The following is a 24,476-nucleotide window of genomic DNA, read 5'->3' on the forward strand; positions in this document are numbered from 1 at the left end:
CACTTCTTGAATGAGATTCTAGGTAGTAAGCCCTATATTCTATAGCAATCCCCTAAAATGGCTGAATTCTTACAGATTCAGGTCTAATCCATTTCATGGCATCAGCCCAAGAACTATCTGACTTTCTGAGCAATGTTGAGCAACGCGCTTTTAAGCAGGCGGTCTACGCCGTGCGTGACGATGACGCTGCATTAGATATTGTTCAAGACGCCATGATCAAGCTGGCTGAAAAATATGGTGATCGACCAGCGGCAGAGTTGCCCTTAGTTTTTACTAGAATTTTGCAAAACCGCATTCATGACTGGTTTCGAAGGCAAAAAGTAAGGAATACTTGGGTCACCCTTTTTTCCAATATGGGCAAAAAGGCTGATGAAAACGATGATTTTGACCCTCTAGAGTCCCTTTCAGCCCCAGATGACAGTGAAATTCACCAAGATGGGGCGCAAAAGCTTGAAAAAAGTCAGCTTTTACAGGCTTTAGAGTCAGAAATATCTAAATTACCTGTACGTCAACGAGAAGCCTTCCTAATGCGTTATTGGGATGAGCTAAGCATTACTGAAACGGCGCTGGCAATGAGTTGTAGTGAAGGAAGTGTCAAAACCCACTGTTCTAGAGCCACCCAAACATTAGCTAAAGCATTGAAATTAAAAGGAATTACGCTGTGAAACACTTTGATGACCAACAACTCCAGACTCAAGCCGACCAATTTGGCCAGGCTAGCGCTGCCCTGCTCCGTCAAGGTGTCCAAACAATTCCTCAAAATATCAAAGATCGCCTATACGCAGCCCGTATGAAAGCGCTATCTGTTAAAAAGCCTGAAAAAGTACGCATTCAAAAACAAGTTTTGGCTGGATCTGCCCGCAACTGGACATCTGGATCAAACGGCACTTGGGATACCTTAGGTTGGATTGCTCCACTGGTGGTCTTGGTATTTGGCTTGATTGGCATTGCCCAGTGGCAAGATGATTCACGCATTAATGACATTGCTGAAGTAGATGCGGCTTTATTGTCTGATGACGTTCCACCAGATGCTTATGCTGATAGCGGATTTATGGCCTTTCTTAAGTACGGCCCTCTCTCTGAGTCAGACAGTTCATCAGACTCAGTTCAAAGCAAATAATCCCGACTCATTCGATGTCATCAACAACTGGAATGCAAAAGACTTGTGGGCTAGCCCTATGTGCTTTTTTATGCGCATTCATTGTTAGCCCAGCCATCGCGCAGTTACCACCAAGCGCCCCACACGGAAAAGCAACAGCGATTCCTGAAAAAAAACCTGATGGGACATGGGAAGGCCTAAAGCCCGCTCAACAGAAAATACTTGCGCCACTTGAAAGCGATTGGGATTACATGCTCCCTGATAGCCGCAAGAAGTGGATTCAAGTTGCCAATATTTACCCCAAGATGACTACTCAGGATCAAGATCGTCTGCAATCTCGCATGGCAAGTTGGTCAAATCTCTCTCAAAAAGAGCGTCGCCTTGCACGTGAGAATTATCTCGCCAGCCTGAAATTTCCGGCCGAGAAAAAGGCAGAGGCGTGGTCTGCCTATCAAAAACTGAGCGATGATCAAAAGAAGAAGCTGGCGGATTCCGAAGCAAAGAAAAAACCAACCGCCGCTAATGCCCCAACACTTCAACAGCACCCAATATCACCAAAAGCAGCCCTACCTCCTGCCGTCATAAACACAAACACACCTGCAACAATAGATAACACTGGATCTTCTGCGGAAAGCGGTTCTTCTGGCACCACATCTAGCAACCCAACAAACAATTAAGCAGTCTATGTCGCCTGCTGAGCTAAACGTATTACCCTCCCCACAATTTTGGCGCCGCGTTTCATGCTGCCTCTATGAGCAACTTGTATTGCTTGGTGTAATAGCATTTACTTTTTTAGTTCCAAATCTTGGATTGGGAATGCTTTTCGGTATCTCATTGCCAAGCTGGCTAACTTTTTTATATCTATACGCTGTGTTGGGACTGTATTTTGTTTGGTACTGGACCAAGTCCGGCCAGACGCTAGCCATGCAAACGTGGCGCGTGCGCATCATTGGTAGGGATGGACACACCCTCACTAAACGACAGGCCTTTTGGCGCTATGTCTATGGTTCTCTATGGTTCATTCCATGCGTCTTATTGCAATGGGCTTTTCACTTAGAAAAGTGGCAAATCATTGAAATGCTTTTTGCTGTAGCGTTATTTATTTGGCCATTAAGCATTTACTTAGACCGCCAGCATGGCCTGTATCGACAGGGGCTGCCCGATCGCTTGGCAGGAACCCGATTAGTCGAGCTGCCTAAAAACCTCGTGACTCTGAAATAATAATTTCGACTAAGCTTCGCGCAGACATTCAATTGCCGTAGCCTTCTGAATCCTCTTTTGGAAGCGATATCCCGATGCCAGACAAGCTACTACGCCAAAGGTAACGCCCATGAGTAGCGCCTCACCAAACGCATTGAATTGAATTTCCATCACGTAATGACCCAAAGCCCAGGCAGCCATTCCAGACGCAAGACCAGCTAGCACTCCTGACACTAAGCCAATCATTAATAACTCGATGTTGGCAATATTCGCCAGGGTATTTCGAGACGCACCCAGTGCCTTTAAGAGTGCTGCATTTTTATAGCGCTCGTCCTGTGTAGCTGCAATAGCGGACATTAAAACCAAAATAGCAGCAACGATAGTGAAGGCTAAGAGCAGACCTAGGACAGATGAAAGCTTATTCAGCACTTCCTGAATTTGTTGCAAGGAAGCTGTTACATCCACAATCGTTACATTGGGATATGTTTGACTCAACTGAAAATCTAAGGATTCCTGTTTAGGCGATTGATAATAAGAAGTAATCCAAGATTGAGGTAATGACTGCAACTGAGCGGCAGGCATGATGACAAAGAAGTTCACCCGCATTGAACCCCAATCTAATTTACGCAATGAGGTGATCGGAGCAGTAATTTTTTCTCCTGCCACCTCAAACGTCAGTTGATCGCCCATTTTTAACTTCAGGGTTTTGGCTATTCCTGTTTCCATGGAGATCTGAGGAGCATCACCCTGGATCCACTTACCCGCCAGGAGTTGATTGCCCATTGGTAATTGCTCTGTATACGATAAATTAAACTCGCGATCCACAAGGCGGCGGGCATTTTCTTCAGCATAATTATTGGGAGCTATATCTTTGCCGTTAATTTCAATTAATCGACCTCTAATCATCGGGTAAAACTGTGGCGCAGATACGCCTGCATTTTGTAAAGACTGCGTGAGTCCCTGCTTTTGATCCTCTTGTACATTAATCATGAAGCGATTAGGTGCATCGCTAGGTATATTGCCTTGCCATGCGCTTAAAAAGTCGGCACGCAATAAAAGAACCAGTAGCAATGCCATTAACGCTATGCCTAAAGCAGTGATTTGGACAATAGCAAGACCCGTTCTTCGACCTTGCGACAGGATCACAAAACCAAGAGCAAATCGCTTTGTTGGCATTGAACATGCGAGCCTTAAAAAACCCCAAGAGACAAATGCGAAGATAGCAATTGCAGCAGCAAAACTAAGACTAGTCCATAAAGCCAATTTCCAATCGCGCGCAGCAATCATAATCAGCCCAAGGGCGGTAAGCAGCCCACAAGCAACAGTCCAAAATGTAGAGATATCTACACCATCAAATTCTTTGCGAATCAAACGAATCGGCGAAACCTTTACCAACCTGAAAATGGCTGGTCCAGCAAATCCAAACAGCAAGCTCCAGGAAACCAAAACACTCCAAAGAACGGGCCATATCGATACTTGCGGCAGATCTGACATCACAAGATTGCCCAATAGAAGTGTCAACAGACTTTGACCAAGATAACCTAATAATGAACCTAGAAATGCAGCAACTAAACCAAGCGACAAAAGCGTTTGACCCTGCCAAACCAGAATTGAATTTGATTTAGCTCCAAGGCACTTTAGAACTGCACAAGCATCTGCCTGATTGCGCGTGTAACGATGCGCAGACAGAGCAATTGCAACTGCCGCCACCATCGCAGTTAACAATGCAATCAAGGACAGAAATCGATCTGCGCGCTCAAGCGTTTTGCGCATCATTGGCTGAGCATTCTCAAGGGTTTCAATGCGCACACCCTTCAGATCATCTTTTTCAATATATTGATTAGCCCATGCGCTATAGGCTGAAACCTGTTCGTCAGAACCTGCAAGCAATAGTCGATAAGTCACTCGACTGCCCAGCCCAATCAAGCCTGTTGAACTCAAATCAGACAAGGACATCATGACTCTAGGAGCAAAGTTCATAAAACCTGCGCCACGATCAAGCTCTCGCTCAAGAACGCCAGCAATCACAAAGGTCTTATCGCCTAGCTTGATGGAGTCACCCTCTTTAGCAGACAAGCTAGCCAACATGGCCGGATCAACCCAAACAAAACCCTGCTCAGGACTACCAGTTAGCGCTTTACCTTCTGAATTTCTCTGAACGCGCAGTGAACCGCGCAATGGATACTGAGGACTTACTGCCTTAAGAGATGCAAGCTTGCTACTAGAACCAACAGTAGCCATGCTTGGAAATACCACCGTTTGCGCAATTTTTAGTTCCTTGCTTTGCGCTTCTTTCAAAAATACGCTTGGTAAGGGCTGGTCTGAAACAATGAGCAAGTCCGATGCTAAGAGTTGCCTAGCATCGAATGCAAATGCTCTTTGCATTCGGTCTGCCAAAAAACTCACACTGGAAAGCGCTGTTACAGATAGTGTTAGCGCAACAAAAAGCCAAGCTAATTCACTAGAGCGAAAATCGCGCTTCAGACCATCCAAGAAGCGAAGAATCAATTGACTCAAACGGCCTGTATTTGACCGCCATCAACGCGCATGACAGTGCCAGTAATAAAGGAGGCGTTTTGACTAGCCAAGAATGCTGCTGTGTCACCATATTCTTTAGGGTCCCCATATCTCCCCATCGGAATTTGACCTAAACTTAGCTTGACTACATCCTCATAACTCTTACCTTCGCGATTAGCACGAGCCTCATCAAGCTGACGTAAGCGATCTGTTGCCACCCTACCCGGCATGATGATATTCACAGTGATACCATCAGCAGCTACCTCTGATGCCAAGGTTTTTGACCAAGCCAGCAATGCCGCGCGCAAAGTATTAGAAATAGCCAAGTTTTTAATAGGAGCAATTGCGCCTGAAGTCGTGCTGGTAATAATGCGACCCCACTTACGTTGACGCATACCCGGCAAGACGCGATCCGTAATAGCGATCAGTGAGAGCACCATATCGTTAAAGCTTTTTTGCCAAAGTGCTGGGTCTTGTCCTGCGGCTGGTGTCGGCGGAGGACCGCCAGTGTTATTAATCAAGATATCAATTGGGCCCAGCTCTTTTTCTACTTCTGAGATTAAGCCATCGATAACTGACGGGTCAGACAAATCCCAATTTAGCGCCAGCGCCTTTCCTCCGGCTTCCTCAATTAACTTGACAGACTCCTTCAAGCCTTCCGCGTTTCGCCCAGTGACAGCGACTTTCACCCCCTCACGGGCAAGCGATACTGCCATGGCCTGACCTAGGCCACGACTAGAGGCCATTACTAGAGCAACCTTACCCTGAATTCCTAAATCCATTTTGTCTCCTAAGGCTATTTTATATTTTTAGTCTAACTGCAATTTTTGTTTAGTAACAACCTCTTTGTAAACGGTGTACTCAGCCTTAATCTCTTTTGCAAAGGCTTCAGAGCCGTTCACGTTAATGATCGAGCCAGTATCTTCAATACGCTTTTTCACTGCTGGATCTGCAACTACTTTTTGTAGTGCTACGTTGTATTTCTCCACCACATCTTTTGGAATGCCCGCAGGGCCTAATAAACCGTAGTAAGCCATGCGATTGACGGGCGCCAAACCCACTTCTGCAAAGGTCGGCACATTAGGTAATTGGGCTAAACGCTTAGGAGCAGCAATCACAATCGGAACAAGCTTGCCGTCTTTAATGAAGGGCAATGATGATGGTAAGTTATCAAAAATCATCGACACTTGTCCACCAACCGTATCTGCCAGCGCTGGACCGGCGCCACGATAAGGGATATGCACGATAAACACACCAGTCAAACTTTTAAATAATTCAGTTTGTAGATGTCCAATCCCGCCTGTACCTGAGCTCGAATAAGAATACTTACCAGGATTTGCCTTTAATACCTCCATAAAGGTTTTAAAGTCTTTGGCTGGAAATGATGGATTGACCGCAATGATGTTTGGTGTCGCTGCGATATTACTAATAGCTGTGAAATCAGTAATGGGATCGTAACCAATCTTCGGATTGATGGCCGGATTAGCCGCCGTTGTAGACACAGTTGCCATACCGATGGTGTAACCATCTTTTGGTGCGCGCATAACCTCTAGCGCGCCAATAGAACCACCACCACCCGCTTTGTTTTCCACAATGACTGGTTGACCTAATTGGCGACCCAGGGCATCGCCTACTGCACGAGCAATGATGTCAGTACTACCACCTGGTGCAAATGGCACCACTAAACGAATTGGCTTCACAGGAAAATTTTGCGTCTGTGCGATAGCAGCAGATCCTATCGCCATTAATACGGTCGCGCCAAATAAATTAATAAGATTTAGTTTTGTGAATTTCATAAGCTTACTGACCTAAAGGTTTGGGTAAATTTGCCGCATATTTCGAAAGCTGATCTTCATACTCCCGAAAGATTTCTGCGAGAGCTTGCTGTTGACCTAATACAAGCGCATCTGGAGTATTGTCTTTAAGCGCCACTCGTTTTGAATATCGATTTGCACCAATTAAGGGATTACTCTTGCCTGCATTAGTTGCAGTTAAGAAAAATTCAACACTCACAACCGCCTCAGGCTTAACACGGTAATCGCCATAAAACTCATTTACAGATAACTGCAGGGTGTAATAAGGGAAAAAGCTATTACCCTGGCCAACGGTTGCAGCAAAGATATTTGCCTGGTTAAACCACTTACGTTCTGCATTTGAGATCATCTCTGATGGGATGACGGTATACACGTTATAGAAATCTTTTTCATAACGCTGATCACCTAAGCGATAAACCAAAGACTTAGAATCAAATGGCGGCGCCACAGTAACTGAACCAATTTTTAACCACAGATCTGAGCGTGTTTTGAGAGGAGCAGCTGTTCGCTCAGGTGCGACCATCCAACTTGCAGAGGCCAATGGTGCACGGGATGGTAATGAGCAAGCAGACAATCCCAATATTGCCGCAATAAAAAGGGCTCGTTTTATCATTTTTGCGCTCCAGATCCGCTTGAACCATTTAGCGGCGGTGTAATTTTTGCTGGCGGCTCACCCCAAATTAAGCTTGATGGGGACTGACTAGCAATACGACTGAATTCGTTGAGGTTCTCACTGGTCTGTTTCAGATTCTCAATCGTGGCACTAGTGTCGCCCTGAATGCTGGTTACAGTTTGGCGCAATGCAACCATCGTGCCGACTAGCTCTCGCATCAAAATACTGAGCTCATCTTTATCGGTTACCTTAGCAATGCGTGCCATGATCGTATTAAGTTGTTTTACAGATTCAATTACACCCTCATTACCCTTGCCGTCACCCGCCATCAATACATTCAGATTGGTAATCATCTTATCCAGCTTCTTCTGTGTAGCATCAATATTCATTTCATTTAGCGCGCCAATGAGCTTTTGAATACCAGAGATGATCTCATCCGCTTGATTTGGCAAAGAAGGAATAACTGGGTAATCAGGCTTCCAACTATATGGAAGTACTTCAGTATGGTTAGCATCATTCACAAAATCAAACTCTACGTAGTTAACGCCTGTGATACCCATAGATTTAACACGTGCGCGTAAATTATTTTTTACAAAACTATTCAGATGGTCCATATCCACTTGTTCGCCATAAATCTGCATACGGATCACTACATACTGTCGACGCTTTTCAAAGGGAATATCTTTTTCATAAATATCTCCAGTTAAGCTAATCATGGTGACTTGACCAACCTTTACCCCTCTAAAGCGGACTGCAGCACCAGCATCCAATCCAGTAACAGATTGCTTAATGTAGGTCTCAATATAGAAAGATTTTTTAAAAAACTGTCCGGATCCAAAGATCAAAATAACAGCTATTAGCACCCCTATTGCGGCCAGAACAAAGACGCCTAGGCGGAAATAATTCGGATTTGAGTTATTGCTCATGCTGCGTCCTTGCTCATAATGCGATTAAAGAATTGATGCACTCTAGGGTCCTTACTGGTATCTCTTAGCACTTTCGGGTCGCCTTCGGCGATGATTCCTTTGGCATCCTTATCCAACATGATGACCTTGTCAGCGATGGCATAAATGCTAGCCAATTCATGGGAAACAATGACAAAGGTAATGCCTAAGTTTTTTGACAAATCCTGGATAGTGCTATCAAGATCAGCCGAGGTGATTGGATCAAGACCTGCGGAAGGTTCGTCCAAAAACAAAATTTTAGGATCCAGTGCCATCGCCCTTGCTATAGCTGCACGTTTTTGCATGCCGCCACTGATTTCGCTGGGCATATAGGACTCATACGGCAAAAGGCCAACTAAATCAAGTTTGCAGCGCGCCAAGAGATCCATTTGTGGCTGCGTCAGATGGGTATATTCCTGCATAAACAAGGTAACGTTATCCAGGAGATTCATTGATCCAAATAGCGCGCCCTGCTGATACATCACACCAAAACTAGTCATGATTTTTTGACGTTCAGCACCCGTTGCGGTGGTGATGTTTTGCCCTTCGATCAGAACATTCCCAGCTAACGGCTGATACAGGCCGAATAAGTTTTTCAGAAGGCTAGATTTCCCGCAACCTGAACCGCCCAGAATGACAAAAATTTCACCGTTATTAACAGTGAAATTCAAGTTCTGCATGAGCACCTTAGAACCATAACCAACCGTTAGGTTCTGGACATCAATTGCGTAGGAAGAATTATTCTGGGTAATTTGTGCGTCCATCAGAAGCCTGTTTTATAGGAGATGAAAGCAAAAATACCGTCAACGATGACGATCATGACGATACTACTAACTACTGCACGCGTTGCTGAGATACCTACAGCTGCCGCACCAGTACCAGTTTGCATGCCACGTAAACAACCCATCGCCGAAACAACCACACCAAACAGAGTTGCCTTTAATAAACCAGAAAGAATATCTTCGACATCAACTGCAGCTAACATGCCATTGTAAAAATTTATAAATGGAATACCGTAGATCAACATCGTTAACATGGATGAAAATATGCTGACGATGTCGGCAAATAAAGTCAAAATCGGCGCAACTATAATGCCTGCTAAAACGCGCGGCACGACTAAAAAACGGATGGGACTTAAGCCGCCTGAAACTAAAGCATCCACTTCGCTATTGACCGTCATTGTGCCAATCTCGGCAGCAAAAGCCGCGGATGATCGACCCGCCAACAAAATAGCCGTTATTAATGGGCCCATTTCGCGAACAATACCCAAGGCAGCCAGCGGGCCCACAAAAGAGACAGCGCCAAACTGCTTCATACCAATGGCAGCCTGGAAAGATAGAATTACACCAATTAAAAAGGCAACCAAACCAACGATTGGCAATGCCGCAATACCTGCCTCAACTGCAGCATTGATAAAGTCACCCCACCTCACTTGTTTTGGATTTCTAACTGACCAAACTAAATCAGAAAATAGATGGCCTGTGAATTCAATTAAACCTACAGTGTCATCAATAATATTTTGAACTGCCATCCCCGTGCTCACCACAAAGCTTCTTTGAGGCTTTGTAGCCGGCTTGGGAAATAAATTACTGATTGGATCAAACTCTTTCAGCAGAGGCTGGTAACGAGGATCCAATCCTGACAACGCATATTTAGCACCGGCAATGGTCTGCGCCTCTTCTAATGAAATTAAAAAGGCGATACCAGCACCATCAAGAGAAGCGACTGCTGAAGAATCAACATTGAGAGTTTTTGCCTTACTATCGCCTTGCGTTAGCCAGGCCGCTTGAGCATCGCGAATTTGAGTCCAAACTCCACCTAGGGAATAAGCGTTCACAACTCCATTAAGCGACACCTTTGCGGAATTGGTATCCATCTGCGACCAAACAGCAACTGGGGCCTCAGAAACGGCAGAAATGGTGTCAGAAATGCTCATAACCCAACTATAAGGGATGTAGGTTTAAGTTCTATAAAACGCTTAAAAATGAAAAGGGCCCAGTTTTGCAACTAGGCCCTCGTATAAGTTGGTGCGGCTGGCAGGAATTGAACCCACGACCCCTTGGTTCGTAGCCAAGTACTCTATCCAGCTGAGCTACAGCCGCAACAGCCATAATTATGCCATGGAAGAGAAGAACTACATCACCCCCGCTGGTCACGAACGTATCAAGACCGAGCTCCTGCAGCTCTTAAACCTTGATAGACCCGAGGTTGTCAAGGTTGTGCACTGGGCTGCCAGCAATGGCGATCGGTCTGAAAATGGTGACTATATCTACGGAAAAAAGCGCCTTAGGGAGATAGATAGGCGTATTCGGTTCCTCAATAAACGCCTTGAATTTGCCGTAGTTGTGGACAATTCCGCCCGAAAATCCGGTGAAAATGATGCCGACCAGGTCTTCTTTGGGGCAACCGTAACCTACTCAGCCCTCGAGGGTGCCCAAGCAGGCAAAGAGACCGTAATTACTATTGTTGGGGTAGATGAGGTTGACTTAGATAAAGGCCATGTGAGTTGGGTGTCACCTATAGCCAAAGGACTCATTAAGTCTCGAATCGGTGACTGCGTTTTCATTCAGACGCCAACCGGACCCGCTGAAATTGAAATCCTAGATGTTCAGTACCTTTAAAACTATATAGCGCGGGTGCGAGTGACCCGCATTACGTCAGGATTGGCGCGCAGACTGCGCATGACTTTAGAAAGATGCAGTCGATCGTAGACTTGAATCGTAAAGCGGATTGTCACGGAATCCTCTTTGAATCGATCTTCCATAGATACATTCATGATGTTTGAATCAGCGGCTGTTACGCTACTAGCAACTCTTGCCAATACCCCTTTACCTTGGCGAGTATCAATTGCAAGATCTAACTCAAACTCACGATTGAGCTCTTTACCCCACTCCACCTCAACCCATTTGTCACTGTCTTTAGAAAGCATGCGCAAAGCCACCGGACAATCATTGGTATGCACTTGCAGACCCTCACCCTTACCGAGATAGCCAATGATGTTATCTCCTGGAATCGGATGGCAACAACTCTGGAAATGAATGGAATTGCCTTCACGACCATCAACCAAAATTGCCTGGCGTTGGTGATGGTTAATTTCTTGGTTTGGCGCAACCCAATCGGTAGCACCCAAACGCATCTGCTCAGAACCACCCTCGTCATCAATCAATATCTTCAGACGAATTGCTAGCTCTTGCGGAGATCGTCTACCCAGGGCAATATTGACGCAAGCTTCTTCTCTGGTTTTATCGCCAGTCCAATGGGTTAGCTTCTCCCAAATCTCCGGGCTAAGCAATGCAGCATCGACACCCTGCTGGCGTAGTGCATTCGCTAGGAGGCGCTCACCGAGCTGTAGAGATTCGGAATAATGCTTAGTCTTTAAAGAATGCCGAATTGAGGCACGGGCTTTGCCGGTACGAACAAAAGCGAGCCAACCTGGGTTGGGCTGTGAACTTGCGGAAGTAATCACTTCAACGATATCACTATTTTTTAACTCACTACGCAGCGGCAATTGCAAGCCATTGATCTTTACAGCCACGCAAGTATTACCAAGGTCGCTATGGATGGAATATGCGAAATCAAGTGCGGTGGCGCCTCTTGGGAGCGCCCTAATCTGTCCAGTTGGCGTAAATACATAAACCGCATCCGGGAACAAATCGATTTTGACGTGCTCTAAAAATTCCTGAGAGTCGCCGCTACTATCCTGAATATCAATCAAGGACTGCAACCATTGATGAGCACGATTCTGCACCTCACTCATATCAGGCGAACCATCTTTATAAGCCCAATGCGCTGCTACACCAGCTTCGGCAACTGCATGCATTTCAGTCGTACGAATTTGAAACTCTACTGGCACACCTGATGGACCCAATAAGGTGGTATGCAAAGATTGATAGCCGTTTAATTTTGGAATGGCAATGTAATCCTTAAACTTACCAGGCATAGGCTTATACAAGGAATGCAAAATACCTAAAGCGCGATAGCATTCATCAATAGAATGAACGGTTACGCGGAAAGCATAAACATCGAGAACTTGCGAAAAACTTAAATGTTTAGCGCGCATCTTGTTGTAGATACTAAAGAGTGTTTTTTCACGACCACGAAGATCTACATCTAAGTTGGCTTTGGCAAATGCCATGCGAGAAGCCTGCAAAATCTTCTCAACCATTTCCTTTCGATTGCCACGCGCCCGCTTGACAGCGCCTTCAATCACCCTAAAACGCATCGGCATTGAGTACCGGAAGCTCAAATCTTGTAAATCGCGGTAAATGACGTTCAAGCCCAGACGGTGGGCAATGGGTGCGTAGATTTCAATAGTTTCAGTCGCTACACGGCGACGCTTCTCCATCGGCACCGCATCAAGAGTACGCATATTGTGCGTACGGTCTGCTAGCTTTACTAAGATGACACGAACATCGCGCGCCATGGCCATGAACATTTTGCGAAAACTTTCCGCTTGCGCTTCCGCATGACTCTGAAACTCTAATTTATCGAGCTTGGTTAGACCCTCAACCAACTCAGCCACCTTGTTACCAAACTTTTCTACTAGATCTGCTTTTGTACAGCCCGTATCCTCAATCACATCATGCATTAACGCTGCCATGATTGATGGGGCATCTAATCGCCATGTGGCACAGAGTTCAGCGACGGCAACTGGGTGAGTGATGTAAGGTTCACCGCTATGGCGATATTGACCCAAATGAGCAGCATCCGAAAACTGAAATGCTTTCTTAATTTGCGCAATTTCTTCAGACTTCAAATAAGAGAGTTTTGATAGCAATCCCTCAATCGAAACTACTTGATGCTTTAAGGGAAGATTTGGGGCCGAGGTTGGGCCAAATAAATGACGACTCGATTGCGCCAACAAACTCGCAATGATCGATTTCTTGCCGCTTTGGGATGATTTGGAATCTGTATCCAAAAATTGTGCTTGAGCTGAGTCAAGCGAAGTGTCTATAGGCAAGACGCTCCCTACTTTTTCCGATGTTTTAACTATTCCTAAAGGGAGCTCCACACCGGAACCCCTTAATTACAGAGGTACTTTGGTCAACATGTCACGGTCGGTTACACCAGCAGCTACTTCGCGCAATGCAACTACAGTAGCTTTATCTCTGGACTCAACACGTGGGGAGTGACCTTGCACCAATTGGCGTGCACGATAAGTGGCAGCCAAAACCAATTCAAATCGGTTCGGAATCGTTTTAAGGCAATCTTCTACAGTAATACGGGCCATGCTGAACTCACTTAATTTAGCTTCAATACCTATAGGATAACTGATTAGACCCCGAGACGCTTCAAAAGCGCTGGATTTCGGGCCATACTGGGCCCAGAGCGCAGGCGGCTGGAGGCCAAAATATGCTTTAAATCCACTAAAGCCTGATCGAACGAATCGTTCACAACAATGTAATCCGCCTCATGGGCGTGCGTGAGTTCGATATGGGCTGCCGCTAGACGTCGCTCAATGGTGGCTTCATCGTCTTGACCTCGCTTGCGTAGACGCTCTTCCAGGGCCTCAATTGACGGTGGAAAAATGAAGATCCACTGCACAGAAGGAATTAACTTGCGAATCTGTTGGGCGCCCTGCCAATCAATCTCCAACATGACATCATTGCCCGCTTGCATTTGAGACTCAATCCACGGCTTAGATGTGCCATAGAAATGGCCATGCACTTCTGCCCACTCTAGAAAATGACCTTGGTCGCGCTCTTGCAGAAAATCGTCTTTGCTCAAAAAGCGGTAATCCTTACCGTCCACTTCTCCAGGTCTTGGTGCCCGCGTCGTGGTTGATAAAGATAATTTCAATCCCGGATCATCTTTCAATAAAGCATTCACCAATGAAGACTTGCCTGCACCGGAGGGCGCAACAATCATCAACATGCTGCCTTGGTAGGATGGGTTCGAAGTAGAGTTGGTCATGAATGAATTAATTACTCAAGGGTTACTCAAGATTTTGTACTTGCTCACGCATTTGTTCGATAAATAATTTGAGCTCAAGCGCTGCTTGTGTACATTCTTCTGAAACTGATTTGGAGCTCAAGGTATTGGCTTCGCGATTGAGTTCTTGCATCAGGAAATCTAAACGCTTACCTACCGGGCCCCTGCCTGCAAGCGCGGTATCTACAGCCTGAAGATGGGTTTTTAAACGCGCAAACTCTTCGGCAACATCGATACGCACTGCATACAAAACAACCTCTTGGCGTATGCGCTCCATGAGCTCAGCTCCAGCTTTGGCCTGTTCTTGTGCAGCCAGAGCTTCTGATAATCGCTCAGTCAACTTCTCTTGATATTGCGCTACATATTCAGGAACCTTAGGCTCAATTACCTTAACAATGTCGCGCATCTTGCTAGTAATGCTGGTGAGAACGCCAACTAAGGCTTTGCCTTCAGCATGACGACTTTCCATTAATGCTGCTAGAGCTGCCCGGCCAGCCTCAACGGCTGCAGTGATCCAACTATCTTCTTCGCCGCGAGGCTCAGAGACAACGCCAGGCCAACGCAATACTTCAGCAATGCTCAGTTCTTGCGCTTTCGGGAATGCGTCTTGAGCTTTTTCTTGCAGGGTATATAAAGCATCTAAGCGATCTTTATTGATGGCGCCTAGTGCATGGGGATTAGATTTAGGTGCATTAGCCGCACCTGCGTTCACCCTCCAAGCGGCCCTGAACTCAACCTTGCCTCGGGAGAGGCTTTGAGTAGCCATTTCCCTTAAGGCAGGCTCAGCCCCACGGCATTCGTCCGGAAGACGAAATCCAAGATCCAGAAAGCGGCTATTTACAGCCCGACATTCCACCTGCAGATCAGCAACTACGCCAGCCCCTAGGGAGACTTGGCGAGAAGCGCTGCCATAACCAGTCATGCTCGATATCATATGAACATTGTAGATTCATTATTGATCCAGACCAAAACCCATAGGACCCCATTTCCATGAGCACTGCCAACCCAGCCAAAATTGCCCGCCCGAGCGGACGTCAGCCAAAAGATTTGCGCCCCGTAACCATCTCCAGGGCCTTTACTAAGCATGCCGAAGGTTCGGTTTTGATTGCCTTTGGAGATACCAAGGTTCTTTGCACCGCCAGCATCCTAGAAAAGGTGCCTCCCCACAAAAAAGGTTCTGGTGAGGGCTGGGTTACTGCTGAATACGGCATGCTCCCCCGCTCTACTCACACCCGCAGTGATCGTGAAGCAGCTCGCGGCAAACAATCTGGTCGCACCCAAGAAATTCAGCGCCTCATTGGTCGAGCAATGCGCAGTGTTTTTGACTTAAAAGTACTGGGCGAAAGAACCATTCATCTGGATTGCGATGTCTTGCAAGCCGATGGCGGTACACGTACCGCCTCCATTACAGGCGCATACGTCGCCGCTAGAGATGCAGTTAATCAACTCTTAAAAAGCGGCGTTCTCGCAAAGGATCCAATTATCGATAGCGTAGCCGCTATCTCAGTAGGTATTTATGAAGGCGCTCCGGTACTTGACTTGGATTACCCTGAAGACTCTTCGTGCGATACCGATATGAATGTCGTCATGACTGGTAAAGGCGGAATGATTGAAGTTCAAGGCACTGCTGAAGGCGCCGCTTTTTCTAGAAAAGAACTTAACGCACTCTTGGATCTTGCTGAGCAAGGAATTCAAGAGCTCACCCAAATGCAAATAAAAGCATTGAAATAAAGATCGCAATGCAAAAGATCGTACTTGCTTCTAATAACGCCGGTAAGGTAAAGGAATTTCAGGCGCTTTTAGCGCCCCTGAATTTTCAGATCATTCCTCAAGGTGAATTAGGCATTCCATCTGCAGAAGAACCTCACTGCACTTTTGTTGAAAATGCAATTGCAAAAGCACGCCATGCTAGCGCCGCTTCTGGTTTACCTGCTTTAGCCGATGACTCCGGCATTTGCGCTCATGCTTTAAATGGCAGTCCTGGTGTTTTATCAGCCCGCTTTGCAGGAGAGCAAGGTGATGATGCGGCGAATAATCAAAAACTCATTCAAGAATTAAAGGGGCATACTGATCGAGGTGCACATTATGTTTGCGCACTTGTTTTGGTTGATAGCGCGAATGATCCAGAACCTCTCATCGTCCAGACACGCTGGTATGGGCAAATTGTGGATAAAGCATCAGGTAGCAATGGCTTTGGATACGACCCCCATTTCTTTTTGGAGAGTCAAAACTGCACCGCTGCTGAGATGGAACCCGTTCAGAAGAATTTAATAAGCCATCGCGGTCAAGCCTTACGCGAGCTGATTTCACAACTCAAAGCCCGTGCTTAATTCCAATCTCAATAAAGTAAGTCTAACTGCATTGCCTCCATTGGCTTTGTATGTTCACTTTCCTTGGTGTGAAAAGAAATGCCCATATTGCGACTTCAATTCACATCAAGTGAAGGATAGCAAGATAGGTTTTGATGAAGCGCGATATATCAAGGCACTGATTGCCGACTTAGAAACTGAACTGCCCAATACCTGGGGGCGCCAGGTCCATAGTATTTTTATCGGCGGCGGAACGCCTAGCCTTCTATCTGCTGAAGGCATGGATCAACTACTTTGTGCAATCCGTGCCAGAGTGAACCTAGAACCCGATGCAGAAATCACCATGGAAGCTAACCCCGGATCTGTTGAGACTGAAAAGTTTGCAGGATTTGCTAAAGCAGGCATCAACCGCGTTTCTCTAGGCATTCAAAGCTTTCAAGATGAACAACTTAAAGCTTTAGGCAGAATTCACAATGGCGAGGAAGCAAAGCGTGCTATTGGGATTGCCATGAAGCACTTTAAATCAGTAAATCTAGATTTAATGTATGGCTTACCCAAGCAAACTCTAGAAGCAGCAAGAGCGGATATAGAAACTGCCCTGTCATTCAAGACTCCCCACCTGTCTTTCTACAACCTGACTTTAGAACCCAACACCTACTTTGCCAGCTTTCCACCCAACCTTCCAAATGAAGATGAAATTGATGCGATCTATGAGCAAAATTTAGATCTGCTCACCAAGGCGGGCTACCAACGCTATGAAATTTCTGCATACGCCCAGAAAAATCAAGAATGTAAACACAATCTGAACTACTGGCGCTTTGGTGATTACATTGGCATTGGCGCTGGGGCGCATGGAAAAGTTTCTTATCCAGATCGAGTTACCCGGCAGGTTCGAGAACGCCAACCTGAGGCTTACATGACTGCCATGGAATCCAAAGGCAACGCATTGATTGAAAACCGTGAAATAGCAGCCAAGGATCTTCCATTTGAATTTATGCTCAACACCTTAAGACTGACTGATGGCGTTGAAACCAAAACCTTTAGTGAGCGTACTGGCTTGCCTTTAAGCATGATTAGTAAAGGCTTAGATGAGGCAAGCAAAAAAGGGTTATTGGATGAAAATCCCAGCAGACTAAAAGCCACTGAAATGGGAATTCACTACCTCAACAATCTGCAAGAGATGTTTTTGGATTGAGCTTGCAGCTTTAGATTGCTAATTACCAGTCCAAAGGGGTGGCTCGCCATTTAAAAATGCAGCAACGCCATTCTTAAAATCAGCGCTGCCATAAGTTTCGCTAATGAGGTCTTTGCAATCGGGTAGATTATTTTTGATCAGTCTTGCAAGAGCTAGCTTGCTTGATTTTTGTGTAATAGGCGCTAATTTACTAAGGCGCCCGGCAAGCTCTTCAGCCTCTAGACTCAATTGCTCTTGATTATGGATGGCAAATACATAGCCTTGTTTTGCCAACTCTTCGGCAGAAATCATTTCCGCCAATAGCAACATCCGCTTCACTATATTGATATCCAGATGTGCAACGAGCCATGCTATGTTTCCTACCGACAAGCAATTACCGAGTGTCTTAGCAATCGGCACGCCAAATTTTGCGCCCGGAGTGGCTAAACGAAAGTCGCAGCAACTCGCTATGGCCAATCCACCCCCCACTGCCATGCCATCAATCACTGCAATGGTTGGAATGGGCAAGGAGGCCAGTGGAGCGAGATAGTTATCAATAGCTTCTTCGTAGCGTACACCATCATCACCATCCAAAAAACTAGCAAATTGCGCTATGTCGCTACCAGACACAAAGGACTTGCCACCAGCTCCACGAAAGATGGCCACCCGCACCTTTGGATTTTTAGCCAGGTCTTCACAGATGGTTTTTAGTGATTGATACATGCTAACAGTCATCGCATTGCGTGCTGCCACATGATCAAAGGTAATGTGGGCAATGTTGTCGCGTATCTCTAATGCAACGAGCGCAACATTACCCCCTCTACCGAGCTCAGTCATGCAATTTATTCAGCTTTGACATTTAAGCTCTTAACAAGACGCTGATATTTGGCAAGCTCACCAGTGAGGAACAAACTAAAAGCTGCTGGTGTTGCAGGGCCTTCGGGTTGCAATCCTTGGGAATCCAATGTCTTTTTAATTTGAGGATCCGCCATCGCAGCCTTAACGGCTTGGTCGATCTTGTTCACTACTACAGGATCCATACCTTTTGGTCCCATGACGGAGTACCAGTTCGTCACATCAAAGCCTGTAATTCCTACCTCGTTAAAGGTTGGAACATTTGGAAGGATTGATAAACGTTTTGGAGTGGAGATCGCCAAAGCTTTCAGACTACCGTCTTTAATTTGCTGCAAATTAGGCGGCAAGGTATCAAAGTTCATTGTGATTTGTCCACCAAGTAAATCAATAATGGCTTGACCACTTCCCTTGTAAGGAACGTGATTGAGCTGAATACCTGCGATCTTGGCAAACAATGCGCCTGCTAAATGCTGAGTACTGCCAATGCCTGATGATCCGTAAGTCATCTGCCCTGGATTGGCTTTAGCAAGTGAAATAAGTTGTGCGACTGAGTTCACCGGTAAAGATGCTTTCACCACCAACACATTGGGAACATATCCCAAGTAAGTAATAGGTGTGAAATCAGTTGCTGGATTGTATGGAACGTTGGTTAAAACAAAGGGCGCAATCGCATTGGAGTTGGAGTGCCCTACGAGCAAGGTATAGCCATCTGGGTTGGCTTTAGCAATTTGATCCGCAGCAATTGTTCCAGCGGCTCCAGATTTATTTTCTACGATTACGCTCTGGCCAAGAATCTCACCCATCTTAGGGGCAATTGCACGGGCAACAATATCTGTACCGCCGCCAGGTGCAAATCCTACAATCAGGCGAATGGGTTTGGTTGGAAAGGCTTGCTGCCCCATTGCAACAAATGAACTTGTGGCCAGCGTGATTGCGAGCAAGCTTCGCATAGCCCATTTAGGCGTTTTAACCAACATAAAGTCTCCAATATTGTTTTATTTGTGTTTGATACTATTACAGAGTTATTCTAAACATATAAAAACAATTGAGACAATGACGAAAACACCTATAAATGGCGCTTTAGATGGCGCTCATCATGGATCTTCTAGGCCATTACCCCTCTCCGGGGTTCGTGTTCTTGACGTGAGTCAAGTAATGGCGGGTCCCTACTGCTGCATGCTCTTGGCCGACCTCGGTGCTGATGTCATCAAAATTGAGCCGCCGGGAACAGGTGATCAAACTCGCGGCGCCATGGGATTCAAAATGAAGGGTTCAGATAGCATGGGCTTTCTGAATATGAATCGCAACAAACGCAGTCTCACCCTTAACCTGAAAACTGAAGCAGGTAAAAAGGTATTTTTTGAGCTAGTCAAAACAGCCGATATCTTGGTTGAAAATTACCGTCCTGGTGTGATGAAAAAGTTAGGCATTGACTATCCATCACTACAAAATATAAATCCAGGATTGGTCTATGCCAGCATCTCCGGTTTTGGTCAAACTGGTCCGTGGGCTGATCGCCCTGGATTTGATTTAATGGCGCAAGCCATGTCTGGTGTGATGAGTGTCACCGGCTATCCAGATGGTCCACCAGTCAAAGCTGGAGTCCCAGTTGCCGATATTGGCTGTGCGCTATTCGCGGCATATGGAATTTTGTCTGCCTATATTGGCAAAACCAAAACGGGCGAGGGTCAATTTATTGATGCATCGCTTTTTGATTCCGCTCTAGCATTCTCTATTTGGGATACCGCGCAGTATTGGGGCACCGGTGTCGAGCCATACAAGCTCGGCACGGCAAATCACATGAGTGCACCCTATCAGGCCATGAAAGCATCGGATGGCTATTTTGTAATGGGCGCTACAAATCAAAAACTATGGAAGATACTCTGCGACAAGATTGAGCGACCTGAATTATTTGAAGATGCACGCTTTAAAACCAATCCACTTCGTTTAGCCAATAGATTAGAGCTTGCCGCTGAATTAGAAAAATCTTTTGCCAATAAAACTTGTGGTGAATGGGTGGATGCATTACTGGCCGCAGGAATTCCAGCAGGTCCAATCAATACCTACCCAGAAGCCTTTGATAGTGATCACGGGCGTCACCGCAAGATGCGCATGGAAATCGATCACCCAATTGAGGGAAAAGTTCCAAACATTGGCTTTGCCGTCAAGATGAATGGTACCCCGCAACAGGTTTACAGGCATCCCCCTTTATTGGGCGAACACACTAGCGAGCTTCTTGCAGAGTTGGGCATTGCCGGCGAAGAACTCAAGTCCTTAGAAGATGGCGGTGCTTTCACAGCCTGAATTTAGCCTATCCAGGAAATGAAATGGGCTCCTTGGAGCCCATTTTTGTACATGCCCAGTCAGAACTTTAGGCCCCGTCAGAGTTGGCAATGGGGGGCGCCTCAAAAGGATCCTTGCTTGGTTTAGCTGGTGGTGCCTTAGTTTTGGTACCTGGCATTAACTCAAAATCGGGTGTAAAGGTAGTCATGGTGCTTCTCAATTGATCGAAGACTTTACGATCACCATCAAACTTTGCTTTACCTTCGGCTAATAGTTTTTCAAAAGTGGTTTGACCGCCCATGACTTTCTCCAAGTCGCTACGATTCACGGTGATGGTCAAGTTTGGATTCCTATCCTGATAGCCTTTGATATTGGTCAACGCAGAATTACTCATCTCCACGACAAACTTTTCACCATTATCCGGAGTGCTCAGATTAATAGCGAACTTCATGCCGACAGCTTTTTTGCTATCCATGCTAATTGCCAACGCATTGAGCCAAAGCTCTGTCGTCATTGCCCTAATCATGTCTGGGCCATTGGTCTTCGGTGATGCACCAGCTGGCATGCCATGACGCAATTCGTATGCCGCACCCAAGAAGCTATTGCGCACGCTAGGACTTTCTTTTTGATAACCTATTTGTTCGAAAATATCGGCCAGTAAGTCTTTAGCGGCAGTATTGTTTGGCTCTGCATAAACCAACTTATTCACAATCTCCATCGCCTCACGATATTTACCCTGCTGATAGAGCTGCTTACCTTTGGCCATAATCTTAGTAGAGCCTCCCATCATCTCAACATACAGTGGTGCTGAATCTTTTGGTGATAATGGAATCAAGGTGGCAGGATTTGCATCCCAGTAGCCCAAGTAACGATTAATCACCGCACGACTGTTGTGCTCTTCTGAGCCGTGATAACTATGTGCCGCCCATTGCTTCTTCAAACTCTCCGGTTGCTTGTAGACGTTATGCACTTCATTGATCGTCACACCATTATTTGCCAAGTGGAGAACCTCGTTGTTCAGGTGAGCATAACTATCACGCTGAGTGCGCATGACTTCTTGAACGCGATCATTGCCCCAGCGTGGCCATGAATGAGAAGCAAACATCACCTGCGCTTCATTGCCATAGCGATATAAAGCATTATTAATGTTCTTGGACCATGCCAAAGCATCACGTACTAAAGCGCCGCGCAAGGTATAAATGTTGTGGATGGTGCCGGTAATATTTTCAGCCGCCCAGAATGCTTTTAACTGCGGAAAATACGTATTCATCTCGGCAGGCGCTTCAGTTCCTGGTGTATTTTGGAACTCCATTTCTACGCCGTCTACCGTCATCTTTTCAAATGGTTCGTTAATCAGGATGGTTGGTTCAATTAATCCAAGGTTTCCTGCGGCAGTATTTTTACCAATCGATTGGTCAACGTGACCAAATGGGCTGCGTGGCAATAAAACGCCGTATTGAAAATACAAGCGACGTGTCATGGCATTGCCAGCGTAAACGTTCTCTGCTACAGCATGATCCATGAAGCCTGCTGGAGCAATAATCTTCACTTTGCCACTCTTCACATCAGCCTCTTCGACTACACCACGCACCCCACCAAAATGGTCTGCATGTGAGTGGGAATACACCACCGCAACAACTGGTCGCTTTCCTAACTTCTCATTAACCAATTCCAAGGCCGCCCTAGCAGTCTCTTTTGAAGTTAATGGGTCAAAAACAATCCAACCGGTATTTGTTTTAACAAAACTAATATTTGATAAGTCAAAGCCGCGAACTTGATAAATCTTGCCTGGCACCACCTCATACAAACCGTAGCCCATATTAAGGATGGCTTGGCGCTGCAAGGATGGGTGCACACTATCAAAATCCTTCCCCTGCAAGAGGAATTCATAACTACCCATGTCCCATGCCACATTGCCAGCATCAGCCATGATGGTTTTATAAGTAGGCGCAGCTATAAAGCCCCTCTTGGATTCTTCAAAATCGCGCTTATCTTCAAAGGGCAGTGTTTTACGCAAACCATTTTGTAATTCAACTGTGTAGCTCGACGGCATTTTGCCTTTGGCGTCAAAGTGCTTCCCTTGCATTGCGCCGGGATCGGCAACTACACCGCCGCCGCCCGCAGCAAATGCAAAGCCTGAGCATAATAAAGATGCAGCTAGTGTTATTTGAGAAAGTTTGGTATTCATGCGCTTATCCTAATGGGAAAAATCAAGGTAACCCCGTGCATCAAATGATATGACCTACTTCATCTTGAGCAATTAGCTTAAGGGCTAACGAATTCAGCGAGGATTAAGTCGATCCAATTGCATCAGGAAATGAGACTAAAAACTTTACGCCGCCCCCGTCATTTGGCTCGAAACCAATAGAGCCGCCATGACGCGTGACGATATGCTTACAAAGCCATAGACCCAGACCCATTCCAGACGATTTGGTACTAGTTAGAAGTTCGAATAAATGATCTTGAGATGCCTTAGGGATACCGTCACCATTGTCGGCAATCGAAAGCAAAACAGCACTTCCAACATGGCGTGCGTCGATAGTGATTTTCTTTGCAAGTTGTGATGAGGTAACTAATGCTTGAATTGCGTTATTGATTAAGTTTAGCAATACCTGCTGAATTTCACCGCGGTTAGCTTGAATGAATAAGTGGGGCTCGATACTTAGGACTATCTGAATTGATTTTGCAGTGATTTCTGGTTTGGCAATACTAAGAACAGCCTCAATCAACTCGGCAAGATCGATCTTCGTGGAGTCGACCTTCTCATCGGAAAAAATTGATCGCAATGATCGTATGATTCCGGCGGCACGCTGATTGTCAGCCAACAAGGTATCCAAAATTTCTTTTTGAAGCATTGGATCTAACTGCCCTTCAGAAAGCTTCTTCTGTAGAAATTGAATATTGAGACTTGAAGCACCTAAGGGCTGGTTTAACTCATGCGCAATCGCAGCAGATAAAGCGCCAGTACTAGCAGTTTTATTGACTTTGAGTAATGAGCCAATGAGGGTCTCACGCTCTTTTAGAAGGGTTTTAATCTCTTGGTTCTCTTGGCTCGACTTGTAGTTCGAATAAGCAATCAGCTCGGCCCAATAGCTGCCAATTGCAATATATGAAAGCGTATTCATCACGAGTTGCGCAATCGTAAACAAAATCAGAATCTGTGGGATCTGCTCTACCTGCCTGATCGACAGAGAACCAACAATGACAATAGCAAGCCGTCCCGTAGCAAAAAATAATTCGGCCACACTGGCGTACTGCATATAAATCAGTTGACTGGATGGGGCTGTTTTTCGTTTGATCCGCACCTCAAAAATCTGCCAGGCATAAAAAAAGCCCGCCAAAACACACATAAATGCTGTGCGAATTTCGAAGGTCGACTCATTACGCAACCACTCGAATATCACTAAAAATAATGCAATGGATACGACCAGTGAAATTTTTACAGGCTTACCAACATCACGATTTAAGGATTGGCAAAATAAAGCCTGCAAAACTGCAGCGCCGTAAAAAAATGTGTTAGCAATAGTGAAATTAAATTCAGGCCTAGCAATATCTTCAATCGTAAGAATGCCACCACCAAAAATCGCCAAAGCCATAACACTTAATGTCAACGAACTCATCCAGTAGAGATTCGGACGTGCTAAGTTTTGGGAGCGGTAGTAGTGATAGATACCAAAGAGCAAGCCCATCTGGATGATGGCTAATATAAAGAAATATAGGGCGAGCATAAGCTTCAT

General features: G+C 45.8%; 24 protein-coding genes and 1 tRNA gene. 9 read left to right on the plus strand and 16 right to left on the minus strand.

All coding sequences use genetic code 11. The features are described 5' to 3' along the window. Positions 1-95 precede the first annotated feature (95 nt). Genes ICW03_RS05750 through ICW03_RS05765 form a run of 4 tightly spaced genes read left to right on the plus strand, consistent with a single transcriptional unit; the run spans position 96 to position 2,320 of the window. Entirely contained in the window at positions 96-665 is a 570-nt protein-coding gene (locus ICW03_RS05750) for an RNA polymerase sigma factor (protein ID WP_215350038.1), read from the plus strand. Further along, positions 662-1,120 carry a DUF3619 family protein gene (locus tag ICW03_RS05755; protein ID WP_215350039.1) on the plus strand — a complete coding sequence of 153 codons (459 nt, stop codon included), beginning with the start codon at positions 662-664 and terminating at the stop codon, positions 1,118-1,120. Before ICW03_RS05750 ends, ICW03_RS05755 begins: the two co-directional genes overlap by 4 nt. A 14-nt stretch (positions 1,121-1,134) precedes the next feature. Beyond that, complete coding sequence (locus ICW03_RS05760) at positions 1,135-1,776, plus strand: DUF3106 domain-containing protein (RefSeq protein ID WP_215350041.1); 642 nt, start codon at positions 1,135-1,137, stop codon at positions 1,774-1,776. 7 nt (positions 1,777-1,783) lie between these two features. Continuing rightward, on the plus strand, positions 1,784-2,320 hold the full coding sequence (locus tag ICW03_RS05765; RefSeq protein ID WP_215350043.1) for an RDD family protein: 537 nt from the start codon (positions 1,784-1,786) through the stop codon (positions 2,318-2,320). A gap of 9 nt (positions 2,321-2,329) precedes the next feature. Here the strand turns inward: ICW03_RS05765 and ICW03_RS05770 are convergent, their stop codons facing one another. The 8 genes from ICW03_RS05770 to ICW03_RS05805 all read right to left on the minus strand — a co-directional run bounded on the left by ICW03_RS05770 (position 2,330) and on the right by ICW03_RS05805 (position 10,289). Beyond that, a complete protein-coding gene (locus ICW03_RS05770) occupies positions 2,330-4,816 on the minus strand; it encodes an ABC transporter permease (RefSeq protein ID WP_215350045.1) in 2,487 nt (828 codons plus the stop codon). Continuing rightward, the gene (locus ICW03_RS05775; RefSeq protein WP_215346539.1) at positions 4,813-5,598 is read right to left on the minus strand and encodes an SDR family oxidoreductase; all 786 of its coding nucleotides are present in this window, start codon (positions 5,596-5,598) and stop codon (positions 4,813-4,815) included. The genes ICW03_RS05770 and ICW03_RS05775 overlap by 4 nt, the downstream gene beginning before the upstream one ends. A gap of 27 nt (positions 5,599-5,625) precedes the next feature. Continuing rightward, positions 5,626-6,561: a tripartite tricarboxylate transporter substrate binding protein BugE gene (locus ICW03_RS05780; protein ID WP_251374494.1), complete on the minus strand. Its 936-nt coding sequence runs from the start codon at positions 6,559-6,561 to the stop codon at positions 5,626-5,628. Positions 6,562-6,616: 55 nt separating this feature from the next. Next, complete coding sequence (locus tag ICW03_RS05785; protein ID WP_215346541.1) at positions 6,617-7,243, minus strand: membrane integrity-associated transporter subunit PqiC; 627 nt, start codon at positions 7,241-7,243, stop codon at positions 6,617-6,619. Further along, positions 7,240-8,169 (minus strand): MlaD family protein, encoded by a 930-nt coding sequence (locus ICW03_RS05790; protein WP_215346542.1) that lies wholly within the window; start codon positions 8,167-8,169, stop codon positions 7,240-7,242. The genes ICW03_RS05785 and ICW03_RS05790 overlap by 4 nt, the downstream gene beginning before the upstream one ends. Then, the gene (locus ICW03_RS05795) at positions 8,166-8,951 is read right to left on the minus strand and encodes an ABC transporter ATP-binding protein (protein ID WP_215346543.1); all 786 of its coding nucleotides are present in this window, start codon (positions 8,949-8,951) and stop codon (positions 8,166-8,168) included. The genes ICW03_RS05790 and ICW03_RS05795 overlap by 4 nt, the downstream gene beginning before the upstream one ends. After that, the gene (locus ICW03_RS05800; protein WP_215346544.1) at positions 8,951-10,123 is read right to left on the minus strand and encodes an ABC transporter permease; all 1,173 of its coding nucleotides are present in this window, start codon (positions 10,121-10,123) and stop codon (positions 8,951-8,953) included. Before ICW03_RS05800 ends, ICW03_RS05795 begins: the two co-directional genes overlap by 1 nt. 89 nt (positions 10,124-10,212) lie before the next feature. Next, positions 10,213-10,289, minus strand: a tRNA-Arg gene (locus ICW03_RS05805). 18 nt (positions 10,290-10,307) lie between these two features. On the opposite strand from ICW03_RS05805, the gene greB reads away from it, so the two are divergent. After that, positions 10,308-10,808 (plus strand): transcription elongation factor GreB, encoded by a 501-nt coding sequence (gene greB / locus ICW03_RS05810; protein ID WP_215346545.1) that lies wholly within the window; start codon positions 10,308-10,310, stop codon positions 10,806-10,808. Between the two features lie 2 nt (positions 10,809-10,810). Here greB and ICW03_RS05815 read toward each other — a convergent pair whose 3' ends face one another. The 4 genes from ICW03_RS05815 to ICW03_RS05830 form a co-directional block, all read right to left on the minus strand. Next, on the minus strand, positions 10,811-13,105 hold the full coding sequence (locus tag ICW03_RS05815) for a bifunctional (p)ppGpp synthetase/guanosine-3',5'-bis(diphosphate) 3'-pyrophosphohydrolase (RefSeq protein WP_251374361.1): 2,295 nt from the start codon (positions 13,103-13,105) through the stop codon (positions 10,811-10,813). 108 nt (positions 13,106-13,213) lie between these two features. Next, positions 13,214-13,417, minus strand: a complete 204-nt coding sequence (gene rpoZ / locus ICW03_RS05820; protein ID WP_011902918.1) for a DNA-directed RNA polymerase subunit omega — start codon at positions 13,415-13,417, stop codon at positions 13,214-13,216. A 44-nt stretch (positions 13,418-13,461) separates the two neighbouring features. Further along, positions 13,462-14,100 carry a guanylate kinase gene (gene gmk, locus ICW03_RS05825; RefSeq protein WP_215346547.1) on the minus strand — a complete coding sequence of 213 codons (639 nt, stop codon included), beginning with the start codon at positions 14,098-14,100 and terminating at the stop codon, positions 13,462-13,464. Between the two features lie 22 nt (positions 14,101-14,122). Beyond that, complete coding sequence (locus tag ICW03_RS05830; protein ID WP_215346548.1) at positions 14,123-15,052, minus strand: YicC/YloC family endoribonuclease; 930 nt, start codon at positions 15,050-15,052, stop codon at positions 14,123-14,125. Positions 15,053-15,108: 56 nt separating this feature from the next. On the opposite strand from ICW03_RS05830, the gene rph reads away from it, so the two are divergent. The 3 genes from rph to hemW are packed head-to-tail and all read left to right on the plus strand — an operon-like array spanning position 15,109 to position 17,622. Next, positions 15,109-15,849, plus strand: coding sequence for a ribonuclease PH (gene rph / locus ICW03_RS05835; RefSeq protein ID WP_215346549.1), 741 nt, complete (start codon positions 15,109-15,111; stop codon positions 15,847-15,849). An 8-nt stretch (positions 15,850-15,857) separates the two neighbouring features. Next, positions 15,858-16,448 (plus strand): RdgB/HAM1 family non-canonical purine NTP pyrophosphatase, encoded by a 591-nt coding sequence (rdgB, locus tag ICW03_RS05840; RefSeq protein WP_215346550.1) that lies wholly within the window; start codon positions 15,858-15,860, stop codon positions 16,446-16,448. Further along, entirely contained in the window at positions 16,441-17,622 is a 1,182-nt protein-coding gene (gene hemW, locus ICW03_RS05845) for a radical SAM family heme chaperone HemW (protein ID WP_215346551.1), read from the plus strand. Before rdgB ends, hemW begins: the two co-directional genes overlap by 8 nt. Before the next feature lie 18 nt (positions 17,623-17,640). Here the strand turns inward: hemW and ICW03_RS05850 are convergent, their stop codons facing one another. Then, entirely contained in the window at positions 17,641-18,438 is a 798-nt protein-coding gene (locus ICW03_RS05850; protein ID WP_215346552.1) for an enoyl-CoA hydratase/isomerase family protein, read from the minus strand. Between the two features lie 5 nt (positions 18,439-18,443). Next, positions 18,444-19,433, minus strand: a complete 990-nt coding sequence (locus ICW03_RS05855; RefSeq protein ID WP_215346553.1) for a tripartite tricarboxylate transporter substrate binding protein — start codon at positions 19,431-19,433, stop codon at positions 18,444-18,446. Positions 19,434-19,509: 76 nt separating this feature from the next. Between ICW03_RS05855 and ICW03_RS05860 the strand changes: the two genes are divergently transcribed. Then, positions 19,510-20,760, plus strand: a complete 1,251-nt coding sequence (locus ICW03_RS05860; protein ID WP_215346554.1) for a CaiB/BaiF CoA-transferase family protein — start codon at positions 19,510-19,512, stop codon at positions 20,758-20,760. A 67-nt stretch (positions 20,761-20,827) separates the two neighbouring features. On the opposite strand, the gene ICW03_RS05865 is transcribed toward ICW03_RS05860, so the two are convergent. Together ICW03_RS05865 and ICW03_RS05870 are read right to left on the minus strand one after the other, a co-directional pair. Next, complete coding sequence (locus ICW03_RS05865; RefSeq protein ID WP_215346555.1) at positions 20,828-22,927, minus strand: alkyl/aryl-sulfatase; 2,100 nt, start codon at positions 22,925-22,927, stop codon at positions 20,828-20,830. A 103-nt stretch (positions 22,928-23,030) separates the two neighbouring features. After that, complete coding sequence (locus ICW03_RS05870) at positions 23,031-24,476, minus strand: sensor histidine kinase (protein ID WP_215346556.1); 1,446 nt, start codon at positions 24,474-24,476, stop codon at positions 23,031-23,033.

The organism is Polynucleobacter sp. MWH-Aus1W21, assembly GCF_018687275.1.
Lineage (GTDB): Bacteria > Pseudomonadota > Gammaproteobacteria > Burkholderiales > Burkholderiaceae > Polynucleobacter.